The following is a 21,033-nucleotide window of genomic DNA, read 5'->3' as shown; positions in this document are numbered from 1 at the left end:
CTCACAAGGCACCGATCACGGCGAACCCGAGGCACAGCAGCACGCAGAGCTGGCTGACGCGGTCACGGGCGGCAAAGACCAGCGGGTCGTCGTGCATCTGGCCCCGATGGGCGATCATGATGGTCCGCGTGATCCAGAACAGCAGAACCGCGCCGATCCCCCAAAGCATGTAGGGCGCATTGTAGAGATCGCTGACATCCGGCGAATCCACATAGAGCACAAGCACCAGCACCGAGACATAGCCCGCCGCGATGGCTATCATGGTGATGATCGGCAGGTCTCCGACGTTGTAGCCGCGCCCGCGCGCATGCAGCGTCCCACGCCGGGCGCTGTCGACCAGTTCCGCCTGCCGTTTGACCGCGGCAAGGGCGAGGAAAAAGAAGATCGCGAAGGCCAGCAGCCAGACCGACAGGGGAATGCCCGTGGCCACCGCGCCCGCCACGATGCGCATGCTGTAAAGCCCCGCCAGTGTGCAGATGTCGATCACCATCTTGCGCTTGAGGTTCAGCGAATAGGCCGTTGTCAGCACGAAATAGCCGCAAACCACCGCCAGAAAGACCGGGCTCACCGCCAATGACACTGCCGCGCCGGCCAGGAACAGCGCGGGCGCCATGATCATCCCGTGCGAAAGCGGCACCGCGCCCGAGGCGAAGGGGCGCCGTTTCTTGCGCGGATGGGCGCGGTCGGCGTTCAGGTCGGTCATGTCGTTGACGACATAGACGCTGGAGGCCACCAGGCTATAGGCGACGAAGGCCGACATGGCCAAGAACACCGTCGCCGGATCGAACTGGTGCCCGGCCAGCATCGGCAGGAAGACGAGGATGTTCTTCAGCCATTGGTGCGGACGCAGCGCCTTGACGTAGGGCCGCAGTGTCACGGGCTTGGTTGTCAGGTGCTCGACCTCGGGCGCGATGGCCTCTGCCTCGGACCGCAGCCGTTGCGAGGCGTTCACGGTCACCGCCCGGGCGGCCTGTTCCCAGACCGGCAGGTCGGCGGAGCTGTCGCCCATGTAGACATACTGCGCCGCCCCGAAACGATCCGCGAGAAAGGCAGCCTTGGCCTTTCCCTTGAGGTTTCGCGTTCCGTCAGAGCCATGCACCTCGTCGAAGACGCCCAGGTGGCCGGCAATGGCGTCGGCCAAGCTCTGGTCCGAGGCCGTCACAAGCGCGGTGCGCCCGCCCTTTTCGCGCCACGCCCGAATATAGGCCAGCACCTCTCGGTCGAAAGGCAGGGTCGCTGTTTCCAGCCGGGCGGTTTCGGCCAGCCGCTGTTTCAGCGCCGCGCGCCCCTGGGTCAGCGCCCGCATGGCCGTCAGCACCACGGTCCAGTCACGGCCGAACGCGGTCCAGAAGCTTTCGTACAGCATGTCGCTGCGCAACAGCGTCCCGTCGAGATCGACGACCAGCGTCAGCCCGGTCCGGTCACGCTGCGGATCCTCCGCTGCACCGCCGGACTGTCCATCCTGACCGCGTGCTGGCTCTGCGTACATTATCCTGTCCATTCAGGTGTTTGGATCAGCCGTTACCCTAGGCGGGCCGGCCTGTCACGTCGAGCGCGGAAAACCTGTAGCGCGGATTGTGTCCGGCGGGCCACAGGCCCGACCTTGCGAGACCGCCAATCCGTATTCACCCTGTGCCCGTCGAGCAGGCTTGACCTTGCGGCACCCTCTCCGCGGGCGGCGTTCACCTTGACGCCGCAGCCACCTGCCCGCCAAACTCCGCCCAAAGCCAGACAGCCGAGACGCGGGAGGAATGCGGCATGATCAGCCAGGAGCTCAATGATCGATTGACAAGGGTGGGCCGGGACCAGCCTGCGGGCCAGGTCCTGCGCCGGTACTGGCAGCCTGCCGCCCTCAGCGACGAGCTGAAAGGCCCCCGCCCCGTCGTGCCGGTCACACTGCTGGGCGAAAAGCTGGTTCTGTTCAGGGACAACGAAGGGGAACTGGGCCTGATCGGGCGGCATTGCCCGCACCGGGGGGCCGACCTGTGTTACGGGCGTCGCGAGGACAACGGGCTGCGCTGCCCCTTCCACGGCTGGCACTTCGACCGGACCGGGCAATGCGTCGAACAACCCGGAGAGCCCGAGGGCTCGAAGATGCATGAACAGATCCGCACGCCGGCCTACCCGGTGGTGGAACGCAACGGCATCGTCTTTGCCTACCTCGGGCCCGGAGCCCCCCCGCCCCTGCCGAATTTCGACTGTTTCCGGGCCCCGGACACCCATGTCTTTGCCTTCAAGGGGTTGTGGGAATGCAACTGGCTGCAGGCGCTGGAGGTCGGCATCGATCCGGCGCACGCCTCGTTCCTGCACCGTTTTCTGGAAGACGAGGACCCCAAGGACAGCTACGGCAAGCAGTTCCGCGACAGCGCGGCGGATACCAACATCCCCATGACCAAGCTGTTGCGCGACTACCCGCGCCCCGAGATCCGTGTCGAGGAAACCGACTTCGGGCTGAAACTGACGGCGCTGCGGCACATGGAAAACGGGCTGACCCATGTGCGTGTGACCAACCAGATCTTCCCCGAGGCGATCTGCATCCCGATGAGCCGCGAGATGACGATCACCCAGTGGCACGTCCCCATCGATGATAAGAATTGCTATTGGTATTCGATGTTTACCAGCTTCGACAAGCCGGTAAACAAGGAGCTGATGCGCGAGCAACGGCTGAAGGAACACCGCCTGCCGGATTACGCGCCGCTCAAGAACAAGCGCAACGACTACGGCTATGACCCCGAGGAACAGGCACGCGAGACCTATACCGGCATGGGGCTGGACATCAACGTGCATGACCAGTGGGCGGTCGAGAGCATGGGTCCGATCCAGGACCGCACTGACGAACACCTGGGCAAGACCGACGTCGGCATCATCCGCTATCGCCGCATGCTGCGCGCCGCGATGGATGCGCTGGAAAAAGGCGAGGAAGAGGCCCTGCCGATGCGGGGCGCGGTTGATCCGTCGACCCTCAAGGGACCGCTGTCAAACGATGCCATTGCCGACAGCGCCGATTGGGACGCGGCCAGCCTGCGGGCCGATGCCGAACGGCGCGACGCCTGTCCGTGGGACGCGGGCCTCTGATGCGGGACCACCTGGCGCAGGGCCGCCTGTGTCGCGACGGGCTGTTGCAGCCCGAAGCTGCGGCAGACCTGATGGCGCGGGTCGAGGCCGAGGGGATCGAAACCCTGCGCATGCTGTTTGCCGATGCCCACGGCATCCTGCGCGGCAAGACCGTCACGCGGCGCGGGCTGGAGGGCGCGTTGAAATCCGGCTTGCGGGTGCCCTCCACGCTCCTGCTCAAGGACCTGTCGCACCGGACGGTTTTTCCGATCTGGTCCGAAGCGGGTGATACGCCTATGGCGGGCGCCAGTGACGTGCTGCTGGTGCCCCGGGTCGAGACCTTCTGTCCCCTGCCCCATGCGCCGCATTCGGCCATGATCCTCTGCCGTGTGTTGCGCACCGACGGCAGCGCGATCCCCTTCGTGCCAGAGACGCTGTTGCAAGGGGCCATCGACAGGCTGGTGACGCGCGGCATGCGGGCTGTCATGGGACTGGAAGTGGAGTTCCAGGTCTTCGAACCGGTTGAGGCCGCGCTGGACCATGCCGACGCCACCATGCCACCGCGCCCGCCGCTGACGCGCGGCGTGAACCAGGGCTGGCAGTACCTGACAGAGACCCGCTACGACGCCGCCGAACCGCTCCTCGACATCCTGCGACGCAGCGCCGAGGCGATGGGCCTGCCGGTCCTCTCTGTCGAGGTCGAGATGGGGCCGAGCCAGTTCGAGTTCACCTTTGCCGCCGATGACCCGCTGACGATTGCCGACCGAGCGGCGCTGTTTCGCACGATGGTCAAGGAAGTCTGCGCGCGCGAGGGCTATCTGGCATCTTTCATGGCCAAGCCCCGGCTGGAAAACGCCGCGGCCAATGGTTGGCACATCCACCAGAGCGTGACCGACATGGACGGGCGCAACCTGCTGATCCCGGATGAGGGCGGTGTGCTGACGGATGTCGCCTCGGGCTGGATCGGCGGCCTGCTGGCCCATGCGCGCGCCTCCTGTATCGCGACGACGCCCACGGTGAACGGGTATAAACGCTACGCGCCCTACCAGCTTGCGCCGAACCGGATCGGCTGGGGCGCAGACAACCGGGGCGCCATGCTGCGCGCCTTGATGGCCCCCGGGGACGGGGCCAGCCGGGTCGAGAACCGCGTGGCCGACAGCGCCGCGAATCCCTATTTCGCGCTGGCCTTCCAGATCCTGTCGGGGCTCGACGGGATCGAGGCCGGAGACCCTGCCCCCGCCCCGCTTGAGAACCCCTACGACGACGCGGCAGAGCAACTGCCCGCCACCCTGGGCGAGGCGATCGCCGCCTTTGAGGCATCACCGATGTACCGCGAGGCACTGGGGGAAGAGACCGTGTCCTACCTCGCCCGGCTGAAGCGGGCCGAATGGGAGCGTTACCTGTCAGCGATCTCGGAATGGGAGCAGGCGGAGTATTTCACCGCCTTCTGACTCACATACCCAGTTCTGCGGCCAGCGCCTCCGGCGTCATGGCGCCCGCCGCCGCGCCACCACGCGCAAGTCGGGCGGCAAGCGAGGTTATGGCCGCATTGAGGGGCGCGTGCCCACCGTTGCGCCGGGCGATCAGTGCCACCTCGCCGTTGAGGTAATCCGTCTCGACCGACCCCGCCCCCCGCAGAAAGCTCTGCGTGGTGGAATTGCCGGCCCGGTCGATCCCCTCGATGGGCGCAATCTCCAACAGCGTGCCACGACGCGGGTCGCCATCCCCCATGTCCTGCCAGGACACGCCCGCAGCCCGGAATACGGTTTCAGCCTCCTGGCGCAGGGCGGATGTGATCTCGGGCGCCTTCACGCCACGTCCCAGGGCCGCCTCGACGATATTGCCGAGGTTGACGATCAGCTTGCCGAACTTGTTTTCCATCACGGCGTCCGTCACGAATGACCGGATGCCGGCCCCCGTCAGCGCCTCTGCCAACGCCTGATCCGCCGCGTCGGAACCTCCGGGATAGCGTCCGATGTCGAAAACACCGTAATTGGGGCGCCCGAAACAGATCGCCTCATCCGACGCGATGTATTCGGCGGGCAGCATCACGTTGATCCCATGCACGTTGTCGAAGAACCGAAGCGCGAGGTCCTCGTTGGCGACACCGTTCTGCATGCAGAAGACAGGTTGCGAGACATAGCCAGCGGAGCGCAGGTCGCCCAGCGCTGCCGCGCTGTCCTGGCTCTTGGTCGCAAGCAAGATCATGTCGTCGTCGCGCGGTGTCAGCTCTGCCGCCCGTTCAACCAGGTCAAGCGGGACGCGCTTTTCGCCCTGGTGGCCGCGCAGCAAAAGACCCTTGTCGCGCACCGCTGCCAGCCGCCGCCCGCGCGCGACGCCGATCACCTCGTGCCCGGCCAGGGCGAGCGCTGCCCCGACGACCCCGCCAACGGCACCAACGCCGAAAATCACCACCCTCATGTCCGTCTCTCCCATCCGCATTTTGGGCGCGAGCATGGGGGGCCGACAGGGGCGGTGCAAGCCTGGTCCTGGGTGACAGCCTCCACGCCGGTCAATTGTTTCCAATCCGGCAATGCAGAGTTTCCACCTGGAGCAATACCCGTTGCACAACCCATGCGAGAAACTGCTAACATGGACCTGTTTTTCAGTCCGATTGACGGCCCCCGGCCGAAGTATTCCAGAAATCCATAACCTCCGAACGGTGGACTTCCGTGCGGGCCAAGGGAGAAAGGCCATGCCACCTCTGGGAATTTCAGGGCCGCTTGACGACTTCGAGGATGTGACCGGCGCCTTCGAGATCGAAGTGGTCGCGCGTTTCGACGACCTCGACGCTGGCTATTGGCAGCGTGTCTTCGACTTTGGCGACGGGCCGGACAGCAACAACCTGCTGCTGACACAATACGAGAACACCAACACCCTGATGTTCGTCCTCTACCAGGATGGACAGGCCTACCGCGTCACCGCACCAGAGGCGATCGTCGAAGGCGAAACCGCCACCTGGAACGTTGGCATCGCGGCTGATGGCACCATGTGGATCAACAAGAACGGTGTCCGACTGGCCGAAGCGGCCGGCGTGGTCCCCACCGACACGGTGCGGCTCAACGAACTGCTGGGAGAGTCGAACTGGGCGGATGACACGCCGCTGGACGGTGCCGTCCTGGGATTAGACGTGACCAACATCGGCGACACCGTTGATGGTGGACGCCTGAATATGCCCGAACAGATCGGCGGCGCCTTTCAACAGGACCTTGTCGCCCGGTTCGACGATCTTGACGCCGCGCAGGACCAGACCCTCTTCGACTTTGGCGGGGACGGCCCCGAGGGCGCGATCCGGTTGCAACAAGTGGGGACCTCGGATGCCCTGCGTTTTTCCATTCAGCAGGACGGGACCACCCACGAGATCATCGCCGAAGGAGCCCTGGTCGAAGGGGAATACGCGGTCTGGTCCGTCGGCATAGACCCGGACGGGCGCATGTGGCTGGAAAAGGACGGCACCTTGCTGGCAGAGGGCGCCGGGGTGGTGCCTGCGGACGTGGACCGGGGTCCGCTGTCGGTCGGGAGCCCCGCAGGGCCCGACGGAGAACCACTTGATGGCGTCGTGCTGGACCTGACGGTGACACAGGGGCCGAGCGATCCTGTGGACCCAGTTGACCCGGTGGACCCAACGGACCCGGTTGATCCGGTAGATCCGACCGACCCGGTTGATCCCGTTGATCCGGTGGAGCCTGTCGATGGCCCGCAACAGATCGACGGGGCCTTCCGGATCGACGCGACCGTGCGTTTCGATGACATCGAGGGCGGATACTGGCAGCGGGTCATCGACTTTGGCGACGGCCCGGCCACGAACAACATCCTTTTCACCCAGATCGAGAACACCTCTGGCATCATGCTGGAACTCTGGCAGGACGGCGAGGTCTATCGCGTCGTGGCCGAGGCCGCCATCGTGGAGGGAGAGACCGCTGACTGGAGTTTCGGCATCGACGAAACCGGCCTGATGTGGATCGACAAGGATGGCGTGCGGCTGGCAGAGGAACAAGGCGTGGTTCCGGCTGACGTGGATCGTGCCAACTTGCTGATAGGCAGCTCCAACTGGGACGGGGACTCACCGCTGATCGGCGAAGTCGCGGTCCTGACCGTCACCAATGGCACAGATCCTGCAGACCCGGGCGATCCGACCGACCCCACGGACCCAACGGACCCCACCGATCCGGTGGACCCGACCGATCCCGTCGATCCCGAACCGCCCATCGCCGGCAGCGGCGACATGGTGATCGTGGCTCACCAGGACGACGACCTGCTGTTCATGAACCCGACGCTGGACACGCTGATCGACGGCGACACGCCCGTGACCACCATCTACCTGACCGCCGGTGATGCAGGGCGCGGCGAAGACTACTGGGCCGGACGCGAGGCCGGGGAAAAGGCGGCCTATGGCTACATGGCTGGGTCCGATGAGTGGGTGGATGAAACCGTCAGCGTGACGGTCGGTGACACGACCTACGAAGTGGCCAGTTCCTACCTGGCCGATGATCCCGACGTGCGCCTGTATTTCCTGCGCCTGCCGGACGGGTTCGGGGATGGCAGCGGCTCTCCCACCTACGGCTACCAGAGCCTCGAGCAACTGGCCGAGGGAGAGATCGACAGCGTGACGGCAGTGGATGGCAGCGCCACCTATACTTCCGATGAGCTGACCGGCCTGCTGACCGCGCTGATGGAACGGCACGCGCCGGACCATATCCATATCCAAGACCACACCAGCGACCTGGCCGACATCGAGCATTCCGACCACCTGACCACGGCGGCCTTTGCGACCGATGCCGTGGCCGGTTACAACGCGGATCTCACGGTCACGAGCTATGTCGGTTATGCCTCCTGGGGGCTGGAAGAAAACCTGACGCCCGAAGAACTGACCGTGGTGGAAACCACCTTTGACACCTATGCCGCCCATGATCCGCTGGTCTTTGGCAGCGATGGCGCGCTTATCGGCTCTTACGTGGACTGGGTTCAGCGGGAATACGTCGCCGACGAATACCAGCTGACCGCGACCGATCCGGCTACCCTGTACGAAGCACTGATGCAGCCGTCAGAGGCCGCCGAGCCGCCCCCGGAAGACCCCGCGCCGGAAGAAATCGACCTGGTGATCTGAACCGCGCCGCGACTCCGCAAAGGGATGACCCCGCAGGCGGAATCGGCGTAGCCTCGGGCCGAAGACCGGAGGCCCCATGTCCTACACATTGCTCTACTGGCCAATCCCCTTCCGGGGCCATGTGCCTCGGTTCATCCTGGCCCAGGCGGGTGCAGAGTGGGACGAACCGGGCTTTGACGCCGTCCTGGCCGCCAAGACCGCCCGCCCCGAAGAGCAGCCGACGCCCTTCATCGGCCCGCCCGTGCTGATCGACCATGACACCGGGCGGGCCCTGTCGCAGATGCCCGCCATCTGCATGTACCTGGGGCGCAAACACGGCCTGTCGCACGATCCGGACCTGGAATTGCGCCTGCTCTGCGATGCCTCGGACATCCTGCTCGAGATCACCTGCCATCATGGTGCCACCATGTGGACGCGGGACAGCTGGACCGCCTTCCGGGAGGATCGCCTGCCACGCTGGATGCGGGGCCACGAACGTTTGGTGATGGAGACGAGGGGCACGGCATCGGATGGGTTCGTCTCCGGCGCAGAGGCGCCGGGCCTCGCCGACCTCACGCTGGCCGCGCTGTGGCACACGATGGTCGATCGCCTGCCGCCACTTCGGCCCCTGCTGCATGAGCACGCGCCGGTGCTGACCGCATTGGTGGACCGCGTGGCCGCCTTGCCCGCCTTGGTGCGTCTGCGCAACGACTGGGCCGATCGCGCGGATGTCTATTGCGCGGGGCAGATAGAGGCCTCGCTGCTGGAGATGCTGAACGAGGATATGGGCAGATGAGCACATTCGACGAAGACCTGTTCCTGAAAGGGCTGGATCAACGCCGGGCAACGCTGGGCGCAGACTATGTTGACCGGAACCTGGCCGCGGCCGATGACTTCACCCGCCCGTTTCAGGAGGCTATGACCGCCTGGTGCTGGGGGTTCGGCTGGGGCGACGACGTGATCGACGCCAAGACACGCAGCATGATGAACCTTGCCATGATCGGCGCGCTGGGAAAGATGCAGGAATGGGAAACCCACTGCCGCGGCGCCCGGACAAACGGCGTCTCCTCGGAGGAAATCCGCGCCATCATTCACGTCGTCGGGATCTATTGCGGCGTGCCGCAAGTACTGGAATGCGTTCGCGTGGCGCGCTGAGTGAAGGAGGCCGAGTGACCCTCAGGGCTCGCAGGTCTGGGCGGTGGTGACCGTCACCCCTTCCGAAGCCAGATAGTCCGCAAGGTCCGCCGATGGCAGGGCGAAATCGGTTTTCACCTTGGGCGATGCCCCCTCGCCCGATGGGTTGGCCCAGATGATGAAGGTGTTCATGCCGATGACCTGCCCGCAGGCGTTGATCAGCGGGCCACCACTGTTGCCCTGCAGAACCTCGGCGGAATGGGCAAAGACCTCGCGCCCGTCCGCCTGTGGCAGGGCGTCGATGAATTCGCCCGCGCGAAAGATCATGCGCGGCAGGCCAGTCTGCTGGAAGGATTGGAACAGGCCCGGAAATCCGACAGAAACCACCGGGTCCAGTTCGGTCACTCTGTTCATGAACTGCAATGGTTGCACACCCTGGGCGCCCTCCACCACGACGATAGCATAGTCGCGTTCGGCCAGGCCTTCGCCCCGTTTGACGGTGCGGGCGGTGACACGACCCCGGACCGGGGTCGGGAACAGCGTTTCGGAATAGACCAGCACATCGACCTCCGCCCCCACGACATGGGCATTGGTGGCGACATGCCGTGGCGTGACGAAGAACCCCGTGCCTGATCCCTCGCCCGCCTGGATGAAGACCACGGCCCCATCCGCCACCGCACGCAGGCGCGACATGTCGGGGCGACCGGCAAAGACGGTCGGCGCAGGGCCCGTGTTCGGGCTGACCTGGTCGATGGTGCACTGGAACCCGGAGAGGCGCTGCTCCGCCTCGGCCACCCGGGATTGCAGGCGCTGGCCCACACCCTGTTCAAAGGCCAGGAGCGACGACAGCACCGAGGGGTCCGAGCTTTGCCGGGGCAGGTCGGGCGGCTGTGACAGAAAGCGGGGCGCGATCATCACGGCGATCAGCAACCCGCTGGCAAAGATCACCGCCGCACGCAGCATGGTCCACCAGGCGGGGGCTTGGGGGTTGGGTTTCGCGGTCATTGGAGGCGCCTCAACTCTGTCTTGACGCTGGCATCATCCCCGGCATCGCGGGGCGTCAGCGTACAGTCCGCGGTCCGGTCCTGGGCGATTTCACAGGTCACGGCATAGGGCACGACAAACAGCCCCTCGCCGCAATCGGCGCGTTCTCCCTCTACCATCTGCAGGCGGTTCTCAGCATCGAAAGAGGCGGTCACGGTGCCCGTGCAGACTGTCCCGTCCTCCAGCAGAACCCGGCGCGTGCCCTCGCCGGAGGCATCGATGTCATATTCGACAACGATCTTCAGGTCCGGGCGTTCGCTGTCCGAGAAGGTCAGGAAAAGCTGTTCGGCGACGGAGCGCCAGGTGCCTTCGAGGAAGGACAGGTCGTCGACATCCTCGGCCCCGTCCGGCACCACAAGCGGATCGCCCTCGGGGTCAGGGTCCGCAGGTGGGTCGTCAGCGGGCGGATCATCTGCCGGAGGCTCGTCGGCCGGAGGTTCGTCCACGGGCGGGTCATCAACCGGCGGCTCATCGGCCGGAGGCTCGTCAGCCGGGGGAGCATCGGCCGGAGGCTCGTCCAGCGGCGGATCACCGGCGGGCGGCTCGTCAGCAGGCGGATCGCCTGGGGCCGGGTCCACGATCGGCGGCTCATCCGCCGGTGGATCATCGACGGGCGGTTCGTCTGCCGGGGGTAACGCGGGCGGATCAACCGGCGTACCCTGAGGCGGGCTTTCCGGGTTCGGGCCGGGGGGCGGTGTCGGGTCCACCGGCACAGACGGCGCGGTGCATTGCCCAAGACAGGCCAGGGCACGATCCAGCAGATCCTCCTGCAGCCCGTCCACGTCCCGGCGCAACGCCTCGTTCGCGGCCTGCAGGCGCCGCAATTCGGCCAGATCGGCGGGATCGCTTCCGTCAGGCTCTGCCGCGGCAACCAGAGGCGCATCGAAAAGCCCCGCCGACTTTCCGAAAAGGGTCAATGCCGCAAGACAAAGCGCCCCAATCATACACAGCGTCAGGACGCTGACCCCCAGCAGGCGACGCTCTGTCCCGGCTGTTTCCGGGTCCTTGGGCGGTTCCGACTGCGGTGGCGCGCGGCGCTCTGTCCCGGGATAGGTCAGCGGCACGAAATCGCGCGGCGGCTCGAACCCCCAGTTCACCACCACCGGTCTGCCGCCCGTGACAAAGACGTCATCCTCGGATGGGTCGGTCAGAGCCAGCGACAGGATCTTGTGGATCTGTCCCGCGTTTTCCGCCGGGGCCGCTTCGGCGAAGGCGCGCATTTCGCGGCGCCACTCGGCCAGCTGAGCCAGGGCCTCGCGCCGTTCCGGCCCGCGCAGGGCAGACAGCGGTTGCGGGTCGCCCGCCGCATCGGTGAACCAATCGGTAAAGCCGCTTTCGGCCTCACGGACGGGTTCGGCGAAATAGCTGGCCGTTTCCCCGCCCAGGTACTCGGCGACATAGGCGCGCAGCTGCGGGAAATAGGCGGTTATGGGGCGGCCAAAGGCCCCCTGCGGCGCCTGCTGACTTTCATCCGTCCGGATCAGGAAGCTGGAGGCCATCAGGGCGTTCCGCACTCTTCGCGCACCACCATGCGGGCCGCTTGCAGGATCTCGGAGGGCAACCGCGATTGAGCTGGGGCATCCAGCAACTCTCGGTAGTTGCGGGTTTCATCCGGAGGCCAGACCATGCGCTGATACAGGTCCGCCCACTGCGGCTTGGGCTCTGTCAGGGTGATCAGCGTGTGTTCGATCGGCACGCGGGACGTCTGGAAGGCTGCCTCGAACTGAGCAAGGAAATCCTCGGGGTTGTCCTGGGCATCGGTGATCGTGACCACGGTGATCAACGAGAAATCGGTTCCCGCCTTCTGGATCTCCTGGCGCAGCCACTCGATGTAGGCGGCAAACCGGGGCGTCGGGCGCCCGTTGGCCGTGGGATCGGACAAAAAGGCCGCGCCGTCAGTGCGCAGGTCGACCGGGAACTCCCCCCGCATGAGCTCGAGCGTGGCGAAGGTTTCTGCCGGGAGGCGTGTACGCAGCTCTTCCAGCGCGTCCAGCATACGGCTGAAGTTGTGCGGCGGCTGCTGGCGGTTCTGGTCCATGCTGGACGACCAGTCGGCCCCGATCAGCAGGCGGACCGGCAGGTTGGTGGTGAAGGGCGTGCAACGGTTGGCCTCGCGCGCGACCTCGACGGGCACGGTCAGGGTCAACCCGTCATCGCTCTGGACGCGGCAGTCGAATGTCTCGCTCTGGACGGTGTCATCGGGGTTGCGCGGATAGGTGACACGGCCATTTTCCACCACGCCAGGCGCATCACAGCCGACCACCTGCCAGACCCGGTTGCCGCCGTTCACAACGCCCGACAGGACATCCACCGCGACGCTTGGCTCGCCGGGGGGCAGGATGGCCGACACCGTGCGCGCCGACGGCGCCGTGCCCGATACGCCCCTGCCCGTTCCGGCCCCGGCGCCGCCCTGTCCGCCAATGGCAATCACGACATCCGCCGCATCGGTCAGGCCAGACGGATCCTGCACCGTGCAGCTGAACCGCACCTCGCCCGAGGATTGCGCCGGATCGCGGGCAAAGCGCACGGTCTGGTCGTCCCGCACGATGCCCGGCGCATCGCAACTGGCGATGGTGATCGGGTCGCCATCGGGATCGCTGTCATTGGCGACGACGTTCACATCGACAAAATCCGCCCCATCCGGCAGCACGCCCCGGTCTTCCTGTGCAATCGGCGCGTTGCAGGCACGCAGGCCGAAGTCGCACAAGAGCGCAGGACCGAAAAGAAAGGCCAGAAGGCCAAGCAAGAGCAGCAACAGCGCGAGCCCCCCGAACAACAGCCGCTTGCGGTTGCGGCCCGCGTCATCCGCCGCCCCCGCGACGGGCTTGTCCTTTTTCGGGATCTTGATGCTGCGCAGATCCAGAGACGCGCCATCGGACTGGAACCCCCACAACGTGACCACAGGCGCGCCATCGACAATCCAGATCGCATCCCGGCTGGGCACGCGAAAGGCCTTTTCCAACGCCAGCGCGATGTTGCGATTGTTGCTGTCGCCACTGTCGGCAAGCCCCTGGCGAAAAGCCTCGATCTCGTTGACGATGGCTTCGATCCGGCCGTCGATCTCCTTGCGGGTGTCGGGCCGCTGGTCGGCGTATTTCACCGCCGTCTTGTAATCCTCGGTGTAGAAATCGATCCGGTCGTCGCCGACGGCCTCGGGCATGGCGAAAAAGGTCTGCGCATCCTTGGACAGGCGCATCTTGAAGGCGGTCTCGAACTGCTGGAACAGCTGCATGACATTGCGTTCGGACCACCCGATCCCTGAAACGCGCGACCTTGGCTCGGATGTCAGCAGTTTCATCGGGTCTAATCCTTACTTGTCCAAATCCGGGGTCGGCGCCGGAGGGGCACCGGAAATGCGGCCGTCTGTGGTGATCCGGGCAGTCCCACCGCCCGGCGCCCTGTCCGGTGCACTGTCGTCCAGCGCCGCGTCTCCGGGCACCAGGATCACCGAGACCGGCGCCTGCGCGGTCAGCCCGTCGCCGTCGCTGATGACACAACTGAGGCGCAGGCCAAAGGTAGACGTGCGAGGCACCTGTGCGTCGGTCAGAACGATCCGTGTGCCATCCCCGGACACCGTAACCGTCAGATCGCCGCGCTGCGCCGGTTCGCAAGAGGCGATCCGCAGCCCGGCACGTCCCGCATCGTCGAGATCGTTGCGCAAGGGCGCCAGCCCATGTTGACCGCTGGGGTCGCCACGCAGCAGGAACCGGTCGGCGCAGGCGATGGGCGGGTTGGTCCCATCCGCAAGCGGCGTCTCGGGGTAGCGCCCGGACTGGCAGGCCTCGGCGTCCGTCAGGCGTGGTCCTGAGGGTGGCGTATCGGGATCCGGGTCGGCCAACGTGCCCGGCACCTCCGGTTCCTCACGCGGCGTCAGATCTACGGGCGGCTCCTGAGCCTTCGGCGGTTGATCCACCTCGGGCGGCTCAACGGGAACTTGAGGCTCCGGCTCTTCCTTGGGCGTTTCAGGATCGGCACTGACGGTCAGCAGGCTGGTCTGGACGCCGCGCCCATCCCCCGGGTCGATCCGGCAGGTCCAGACGGTCGGGGCACCATCGGGCAGCGCGCTGCGCAGGACCGTCACCCTGCCATCCGTCGCGCCGGGCAGCGCCGACACGCCGTCGCACCCCGCAAGGCGGGCGCTGGCGGGCAGGTCGTCATTGGCGAAAAGTGCAACCTCGCCCTGAGTTTCGCCCGCCGCCAGGTGCAATCGGTCGTCGCGCAGCACGATCGGCTCTGGCCCTTCGTCACGAAAGAAAAGGAAAAAGACCAGAACGGCCAGCAAGAGGAGCAACAGCAACGCCAGCCACCAGGGCCAGCGACGGCGCGCTGGATCGGTCTCCGGGTCGCCGACGCGCTCTGTCTCCGGTCCCGGCACTCCTGCAGGCTCTGCCGGGTCCTCGTCCTCGGGTGCCTTGGCCCCGGCACCGTCCAGCCGCAGTTCGGACTCCACGACATCGGTACTGGCCGGATCCGGCGCCAGCCCGGCGGCCTCTGCCCCGCCCCACATTGCGTGGCTGGTAGAGACCGGCAGGCTGAATGAAACCTCTCCCCCCTGCGCCGTCCGCAGGTTCAGAGTGACCGGGACCCCCGGTTCCAGGTTCATCGCCATTTCCGGCGGGATCAGGACACCGACAGATCCCTTTTCCAGCTGCTCCGCCGGGCGGAACACCTCTTCGTGGCGTTCCGAGGTCCAGTCATCGTCCTTGGCATAGAGCCGGGTGTCCTGAGAGCCGGTGCGGGTGATCGACCACGCCGCCACCTCGCCCTCGGGAGCCTCGACCACCGCGAAGAGGCCCAGGCCATCATCCGTCTCTATGTCGAAAAGCCTGGTCACGCGGTCAGGCCTTGCTGTCCGTCATGGCCTGTATCAGCCCCCCCAGTTCCGCGTTGGCCGCCAGATCCACTCCGGACAGGCCATCATCGGTCCGCGCATTGCTCTCGGACAGGTTCTTGAAGGCCCAGGCCCAGTGCTGCGCCATCTTGACGGCGCGCGGTTCGGCCGTCTTGGGCAGGTCGGGAACACCGCCGTCGGGCGTGACGGGGCGGTCGAAAAGCGGGGTCCGCGCCTTGTCCTTGAGCGTCAGTTCGCCCGCCTCGTAGCCCAGCTGGTTGACGAAATGGTTGACCGTCAGCGAGGCCATGCGCGCCTTGTGCGGGATCAACCGTTCGGAGGAGCGCGGGAACTGCGAGGCATCGCGCGAGGTCTGGGCCACCTTGTCGGCCAGCCCGGCACGCTGCGCGCCCTCGCGCATCTCGTTGAACATGGTTTCCAGGTTCTCGGGCGAGATGTTCAGGTAGCGCGACACGCGCGGGTTCTCCAGCACGGCCTGCAACTGATCGGACCATGTGCTGAGGACGCGATCGGCAAAGACATCGTGCCGTTCCTTGGGCATCTCGGGCGCCTCGTCCTCGGCAATGTCCTCGTCGTCGTCGTCAAAGATGGCGTCCCAACCATCGTCTTCCTTGCGCACGACGGCGGGGCCGGTATCAGGATCCTCGCGTTCCAACTGGCGCAGGATGCCTTTCAGGCTGCGCTCCGACATGTAGCACATCAGGAGGAATTCGCCGAATTTCTGTTGCAGGGCACAGGCGCGCACGTCCTGCAGTGCTGCGCGCACCGCCCTGGAGCGTTCCTTGAACACCCGTTCCGCATCGCCGTCGGCATGGAACTCTCTCAACAGCCGCTCCAGCCGCTGCTGGAACTCCGCGAACTCGCGTTGGAGCTGATCGCGTTTGAAACCTTCGTGGCAGACGCTTTGGAGGTTCGAGATCAGGTAGGTGCGGCCGCCGTCGTTCAGCTCCAGCATCTCGTTCCAGGCCCTGTCGGGTTCGCGGAAATGCTGGCTGACCTTGGCCGATGTCGTGACCGCCTCGCGCAGGGCCTTGAAGACCTCTGTGTGATGCGTGTCAAAGCCGGTCTCTTCGAACTCTGGCGTGTTCTTTTCGCCCCGGCTGAGGATGCCCGTGGAAGGCTGGCTGGTGTTTCGCAGCCAATACATGTTGCGGAACTGGCTGCCCGGTTGCCATTCGCGTACCCAGGACATCGACGCCGCACCGGATTCCGCCTCGTCGCCGCTGCGCGCGCCGCCGAACCGTTCCAGCATGGAATGCATCCGGTCCTCGAGCATGTTGACCGCATCGCGCGAAGCGATGTTGAAGGTCAGGTCAGCCTTGGTGGCAACGAAAAACAGTGCGCAGGGCTGATCCGCGCGGGCCTTTGGGGTCTTGCCGTGGGTCACGGTGATCCAGCGTTCGATCATCCCGGCCAGCGGGCCGACCTCTTGCGGACCGTCCCCGACACAGAGCAGCATCGCCGTCAGCTCTCGGTTATCCAGGTAGCGGTCGAAGAGATAGGCCACCTTGCCCCGCACCAGCGCCTTGCCGACCACGGTTTCGTCGATGGCCTTTTCCTCGCTCCGTGTACGGGCGCCGGGGAAATCCAGCAGGTCGGTAGTGCCGAAGAAATCCGCCGGCGGTTCCTTGATGACCACCTTCAGCTCGGTCACCAGGGCCGACAGCGTGGCGTGATCCACCTTGCGGATTTCGCCGCTGTTCGTCCGGATGTTCGCCTCCAGCCCGCTGCCGTTCCAGATCTGCTGCAGAGCCGACACCAGGATCACGTTGGCCTGCGGGTCAAAAACCTCTGGCGTGGCCCAGCAACGATCCGCATGGCCCAGGTCCTCAAGCGCCGAGATCATCTTTTCGAAGACTTCGGTGAAATAGCTGTTGCGCCCCCAGAACAGGCTGTAGGCGCGCACCCGGTCCGCCACTGCCCCGTGTTCGAGGATTTCCGAGATACGGCCCCAGTGCGGTTTGAACTGCGCGAAATTCGCCCGGTAGACATCTGGGTGCAGCTGGCGTTCCAGGTAGGCCGAAAGATCATAGGCCCTGTCGCTGCGCGCCGCATCCACCGCCAGGGCGACCTCGCCCAGTGTCGCCTCGATCTCGTCGCCAGAAACCCGTTTCAGGGCATCGCTCTCGAAGTCCGAGAAATAGGAGTTGCTGAGGATCTTGGCGATGTCCATTTCCGACAGCAGCGACAGCTCGATCGGGTAGTTCGGATCTTCCAGCGTTTCGGTGCTGGTGAACCGTGTCACCACGCCCGTGGTTTCCTTGCCGCTGACTGCCGGGTTGATGTCCCCGATGAATTTCAGCGTCCGATCGCCCGCCTTGGCCAGCAGCTGTTCACCAGGTTTGCTCGCCAATGAGGAGATCAGGTAGGACTTGCCCGCCTGGCTGGCACCGAACACTCCGACGCACATGCGCCGCTGGGCCGCCCGTTCCAGGCGGCCCAGTTCGGTTTCCATCAGCACGCATTCACGTTCGACCGGGTCGTGGCGCAGGCCGACGATATCCGCATGTTTGCGCACCCAGGACTTGTACTTGCCGGCGATGGCGCGATGCGCCGAGATCGCGCCAACCAATGCCTCCTGAGCCCCCGACATCACATCATCCCCCCAAGGTTGAAGCTGCCCGACTCGGCCCAGTGCACATCCGTCGTCACCATCGTCTGAAGGTTCATCCGCACCAGGCCACGCGGCAGGTCTTCCTTGTTGCCATCGACGATAGCCTCGATCTCGAACAGTTTTTCCAACGGGTCATCCTCTGGCCGCAGCCGCGTCAGAGTCACGTCCATCACAGAGGGCGGGTCTCGTTCCAGGTTCGACTTGGACAGGGTCACGTTGTACAGCATCGTTGCCGGCCAGCGATCCAGGTCCAGCTGACGAAAGCCCAGCGCGACCGGCGGGTGACAGCGGAACACCGCGTCCTCGATCGACTGGTCGTCCTGCTCCATGTCCACGTTGCGGAACAACAGCTGCTCCTCGCGGATGCGGCCCTGGTTCATCTGGCCGATGTAACGCGCGGTCGACCGCATGGTCAGCTCGCTGGTGCGCATGTGGAAATCGTTCAGCTGCCCCTCGGACAGGGCGCAGATCATCGCGCCGACGGCGGCACAGGTCTTGGGGTCGCCGATCTCGTCGTTGAAGTTGCGGAACGGATACCAGGCGCCGACTTCGTAGTCATGCATGGTCACGATACGTTCGGGCATGACCGGCATCCGCTGGGCGATCATCGCCCGCAGGGCCGGGAACCGCGAAGGCCGCCCGGCCAGCAGCATGAAATCGCAGTCGAAATAATAGGTCGCCTCGGCCAGGCAGTCGATGAAGGGCTCCATGACCTTGTAGACCGTGTGTGTCAGTTGCGCCGAGGTGACGGAGAAGGAAAAGCCCGAAAGGTCGACCGGCTCTGCCAGCCCGTCGATCTCGCAGATGTGGTCCAGCACTTCGCGCGTGGGCTGGGTCTCGCCAAATACTCGGTCCCAGGATGCGCTCAGCTGCAGGTCCTCGCCGAACCTGTCACTGCCCTCGTGCGCCTCCAGCAGCCAGTAGGCGAAGGGCGTCAACACCTGTTGCGAGAACTGCTGGCGCCGGATCAGGCGTTTCGCGCTTTCCCCTGCCCTGACCGCGCCCAGGCGTGAGACGACAAAGTTCTTGGCCCCCGGAACATCCTGTTTCGCCAGGTATTCCGTCAGCGCCGGAATCACGTGGTTCTCGATCACCGCCTTGACGATGTCGTCCCCGGCACATTGAAAGCCTTCGCGGAATTCCTGCCTGGGTGTGAGGGAGCGTTCATCGTTCCGGTAGGAGCTGATGATCAGGTCCGAGGTCCCGCCACCGATGTCCAGACTGACGATCCGCAAGGGACGGTCGCGGGCCTCGGGGCGCGACGAGGCATACATGAACGACGCCGTGTCCCCAAAGAACCGCTCCACCACCTCGTTGTAGACAAAGACCGCCTGCGTGGCAGAGGCCTCGTCCCACTGCATCTGCAGCTTGGGTTGCGTGTCGGGCGCAAAGTTCAGCCCCTGCCAGACTTCCTTGATCGCGGTTTCGACGCGGCGACGCAGGATGGAGCGTTCCGGACGCGTCATCGCCGTCGGCATGGTCAGCACGATGCGGCGCAGGCGCCGGGCCTGCAGCTGCTGGCCCTGCTTTTCACGGCGTGACGGGCTGTTGATCTCGCGCAGGACCTGCAACAGCAGTTCCATCAGGAAGAAGGTCATGACCGAAGAGCGCGAAAAACTCGCCGTCACCGCCGGCAGCGCGTCTGGCACATCGGCCAGGTATTCGCCGTCGGCAGCGAAGTTGCGGAAATAGCCGCCGGTGTCCAGGGCGCTGTCCTCGGATTCGCGCCCGCCGGAATTGAACCGCCATTCGACGGAAACCGGCGTGCGGCTCCAGAGATAGCGTTTCGGGCTGGACATGCCGGTAACGCCGTTGACGCTGCTGTATTCATGCGACAGGCGCACGGCCTCGTCGCCGATCCGCACCGCCGAGGGCCACTGGAACGCCGACCGACGCCCGGTCAGCCGCGACAGGTTGGCAGGCCCGAAGAAGGGTTTGCAGAATTCCACCCGGCTTTCGAAGGGACGATTGTGCACCTGGTCGGGTTGCGAGATGTCGCGGAATTCCAGCGGATAGCTGCGGGTCAGGTCGACATGCGGTTCGCGCTCGTCATCCTCGATCAGCAGGCCGAAGGTCCGCGAGTTGCCGATGTCCAGCACCAGGTCCACGTCGATCGGGCGGTGGGTGGAGTCGGCTGTATTGTCGATGAAGCGGCAGCGCGGGAAATCGACCGTCTCGGATGAGCCGAAGGAATAGAGCAGCGCCAGGTAGTTGGCCAGCGCCTTGCGATTGCGGATCTCTTCCGCCTCGGGGTTGATCCGTTCGGGGCGCACCCAGCTTTTCTTGATCCAGTCCCCGACCCAGCGTTGTTCAAAGAAGGTACGGATGCCCTCGTGGTCCTTCGGCACGCCAAAGGTCGTCTCGCCCGCCACCACGTCGCTTTCGACCGGCATGAGAGAGGCGATACGGTTGAGCTCGTCCCCTTCCAGCGCGCGTCCGGATTCGTGCTCGCCCAGTGTGGTATCGAAAACCAGCACGATCTTGACGTCCGCGGACCGCTGCTTGCGCGGGAAATAGGCCCGCGCCCAGTTCAATGGTCCTGTCCTGTCATTGCGAAAGAACGGCAAGGGCAGCCATTGCCCGGCAAAGTCCCGCAGCGCGGCCTCGACGCTGCCGGACACCTGGTCATCGTCTGCGACGGGACGCCCGGACTCGTCGATGTAGCTTTCCCCGTCCTCGTGCAATTGCAGGCGGGAAAACCGCAGGGTCCGTTCCTCGCGCACGACGGAAAACCGGATGCTGCGAAAGTCTTTTACATTAAACTCAAAATCGAAAAACTGAATTCCGGAATTTGGCACAAGCCTAAACATGCAAACCGAATCTCCTGTTTTCGCAACACGCTCACGATCCTAGGTGACACCCTTGTAGGTCACAAGGGCGCTTGCCCAGGACAGCAGCCGCAGCCCCTGCCCCTGATTTGCCTCGAAAAAGGGCAGCGGGAAGAAGCCGGAGAGTGCGGCGAACGCCCCAGATACGGCCTTTGGGCGACGACGATTTCCAAGCGCGCACCAATCGCCCAACACAGGCAGGAATTGTTTACCGATCAGGGACCCGGAACCCTGGGTCCGTTAACCATGATCCACTTTCACCTTTTCCTGACTTGCTGGCGACAAATGGACCGGCTTGGCCCTCAAGAACCGCGACCCGGGCGCGACATACCCTGCGCAAGCGACTGCTCCACGGCATATTTTCTTGCCACGCCTCCAACAAGCTTCACCCCGAAGACCTGCCGCAAAGCAGCGCAAGGCG

The 21,033-nt window shown here is 65.2% G+C and carries 13 protein-coding genes; 5 read left to right on the top strand and 8 right to left on the bottom strand.

What is annotated here, in order from left to right; genetic code table 11:
* Position 1: 1 nt before the first annotated feature.
* Positions 2-1,489 (bottom strand): UbiA family prenyltransferase, encoded by a 1,488-nt coding sequence (locus tag PVW46_RS20375; protein WP_082024552.1) that lies wholly within the window; start codon positions 1,487-1,489, stop codon positions 2-4.
* Positions 1,490-1,758: 269 nt separating this feature from the next.
* Here PVW46_RS20375 and PVW46_RS20370 point away from each other — a divergent pair, with 269 nt between their 5' ends.
* Together PVW46_RS20370 and PVW46_RS20365 are read left to right on the top strand one after the other, a co-directional pair.
* Positions 1,759-3,075 carry an aromatic ring-hydroxylating dioxygenase subunit alpha gene (locus tag PVW46_RS20370; protein WP_069208964.1) on the top strand — a complete coding sequence of 439 codons (1,317 nt, stop codon included), beginning with the start codon at positions 1,759-1,761 and terminating at the stop codon, positions 3,073-3,075.
* Positions 3,075-4,505 carry a glutamine synthetase family protein gene (locus PVW46_RS20365; RefSeq protein WP_274577341.1) on the top strand — a complete coding sequence of 477 codons (1,431 nt, stop codon included), beginning with the start codon at positions 3,075-3,077 and terminating at the stop codon, positions 4,503-4,505. The genes PVW46_RS20370 and PVW46_RS20365 overlap by 1 nt, the downstream gene beginning before the upstream one ends.
* Before the next feature lies 1 nt (position 4,506).
* Here the strand turns inward: PVW46_RS20365 and PVW46_RS20360 are convergent, their stop codons facing one another.
* Positions 4,507-5,475: a ketopantoate reductase family protein gene (locus PVW46_RS20360; RefSeq protein WP_069209030.1), complete on the bottom strand. Its 969-nt coding sequence runs from the start codon at positions 5,473-5,475 to the stop codon at positions 4,507-4,509.
* Between the two features lie 274 nt (positions 5,476-5,749).
* Here PVW46_RS20360 and PVW46_RS20355 point away from each other — a divergent pair, with 274 nt between their 5' ends.
* From PVW46_RS20355 to PVW46_RS20345, 3 genes are all read left to right on the top strand, one after another.
* Positions 5,750-8,161: a PIG-L family deacetylase gene (locus PVW46_RS20355; protein ID WP_069208962.1), complete on the top strand. Its 2,412-nt coding sequence runs from the start codon at positions 5,750-5,752 to the stop codon at positions 8,159-8,161.
* Between the two features lie 76 nt (positions 8,162-8,237).
* Complete coding sequence (gst, locus tag PVW46_RS20350) at positions 8,238-8,936, top strand: glutathione transferase, Atu5508 family (protein WP_069208961.1); 699 nt, start codon at positions 8,238-8,240, stop codon at positions 8,934-8,936.
* Complete coding sequence (locus PVW46_RS20345) at positions 8,933-9,295, top strand: carboxymuconolactone decarboxylase family protein (RefSeq protein WP_069208960.1); 363 nt, start codon at positions 8,933-8,935, stop codon at positions 9,293-9,295. The genes gst and PVW46_RS20345 overlap by 4 nt, the downstream gene beginning before the upstream one ends.
* Positions 9,296-9,316: 21 nt before the next feature.
* Here PVW46_RS20345 and PVW46_RS20340 read toward each other — a convergent pair whose 3' ends face one another.
* The 6 genes from PVW46_RS20340 to PVW46_RS20315 are packed head-to-tail and all read right to left on the bottom strand — an operon-like array spanning position 9,317 to position 20,594.
* A complete protein-coding gene (locus tag PVW46_RS20340; RefSeq protein WP_069208959.1) occupies positions 9,317-10,279 on the bottom strand; it encodes a S1 family peptidase in 963 nt (320 codons plus the stop codon).
* On the bottom strand, positions 10,276-11,817 hold the full coding sequence (locus PVW46_RS20335) for a hypothetical protein (protein WP_069208958.1): 1,542 nt from the start codon (positions 11,815-11,817) through the stop codon (positions 10,276-10,278). Before PVW46_RS20335 ends, PVW46_RS20340 begins: the two co-directional genes overlap by 4 nt.
* Positions 11,817-13,616 (bottom strand): Ig-like domain-containing protein, encoded by a 1,800-nt coding sequence (locus PVW46_RS20330; protein ID WP_069208957.1) that lies wholly within the window; start codon positions 13,614-13,616, stop codon positions 11,817-11,819. Before PVW46_RS20330 ends, PVW46_RS20335 begins: the two co-directional genes overlap by 1 nt.
* 12 nt (positions 13,617-13,628) lie before the next feature.
* Positions 13,629-15,152: a hypothetical protein gene (locus tag PVW46_RS20325; RefSeq protein WP_274577337.1), complete on the bottom strand. Its 1,524-nt coding sequence runs from the start codon at positions 15,150-15,152 to the stop codon at positions 13,629-13,631.
* A 4-nt stretch (positions 15,153-15,156) separates the two neighbouring features.
* Positions 15,157-17,763 (bottom strand): virulence factor SrfC family protein, encoded by a 2,607-nt coding sequence (locus tag PVW46_RS20320; RefSeq protein WP_069208955.1) that lies wholly within the window; start codon positions 17,761-17,763, stop codon positions 15,157-15,159.
* Positions 17,763-20,594 (bottom strand): virulence factor SrfB, encoded by a 2,832-nt coding sequence (locus PVW46_RS20315; RefSeq protein ID WP_069208954.1) that lies wholly within the window; start codon positions 20,592-20,594, stop codon positions 17,763-17,765. Before PVW46_RS20315 ends, PVW46_RS20320 begins: the two co-directional genes overlap by 1 nt.
* Between the last annotated feature and the right edge of the window lie 439 nt (positions 20,595-21,033).

Origin of the sequence: Mameliella sp. AT18 (assembly GCF_028807275.1) — a bacterium.
GTDB lineage: Bacteria > Pseudomonadota > Alphaproteobacteria > Rhodobacterales > Rhodobacteraceae > Antarctobacter > Antarctobacter albus.
Note: the sequence above shows the minus strand (reverse complement) of the source record. Positions and strands in the feature narration are given on the sequence as shown.

Coding starts and splice junctions, on each gene's coding strand:
- PVW46_RS20360 (WP_069209030.1), bottom strand. CDS start 5,475: ATGAGGGTGGTGATTTTCGGCGTTGGTGCCGTTGGCGGGGTCGTCGGG.
- PVW46_RS20345 (WP_069208960.1), top strand. CDS start 8,933: ATGAGCACATTCGACGAAGACCTGTTCCTGAAAGGGCTGGATCAACGC.
- PVW46_RS20370 (WP_069208964.1), top strand. CDS start 1,759: ATGATCAGCCAGGAGCTCAATGATCGATTGACAAGGGTGGGCCGGGAC.
- PVW46_RS20340 (WP_069208959.1), bottom strand. CDS start 10,279: ATGACCGCGAAACCCAACCCCCAAGCCCCCGCCTGGTGGACCATGCTG.
- PVW46_RS20335 (WP_069208958.1), bottom strand. CDS start 11,817: ATGGCCTCCAGCTTCCTGATCCGGACGGATGAAAGTCAGCAGGCGCCG.
- PVW46_RS20355 (WP_069208962.1), top strand. CDS start 5,750: ATGCCACCTCTGGGAATTTCAGGGCCGCTTGACGACTTCGAGGATGTG.
- PVW46_RS20365 (WP_274577341.1), top strand. CDS start 3,075: ATGCGGGACCACCTGGCGCAGGGCCGCCTGTGTCGCGACGGGCTGTTG.
- PVW46_RS20320 (WP_069208955.1), bottom strand. CDS start 17,763: ATGTCGGGGGCTCAGGAGGCATTGGTTGGCGCGATCTCGGCGCATCGC.
- gst (WP_069208961.1), top strand. CDS start 8,238: ATGTCCTACACATTGCTCTACTGGCCAATCCCCTTCCGGGGCCATGTG.
- PVW46_RS20375 (WP_082024552.1), bottom strand. CDS start 1,489: ATGTACGCAGAGCCAGCACGCGGTCAGGATGGACAGTCCGGCGGTGCA.
- PVW46_RS20330 (WP_069208957.1), bottom strand. CDS start 13,616: ATGAAACTGCTGACATCCGAGCCAAGGTCGCGCGTTTCAGGGATCGGG.
- PVW46_RS20315 (WP_069208954.1), bottom strand. CDS start 20,594: ATGTTTAGGCTTGTGCCAAATTCCGGAATTCAGTTTTTCGATTTTGAG.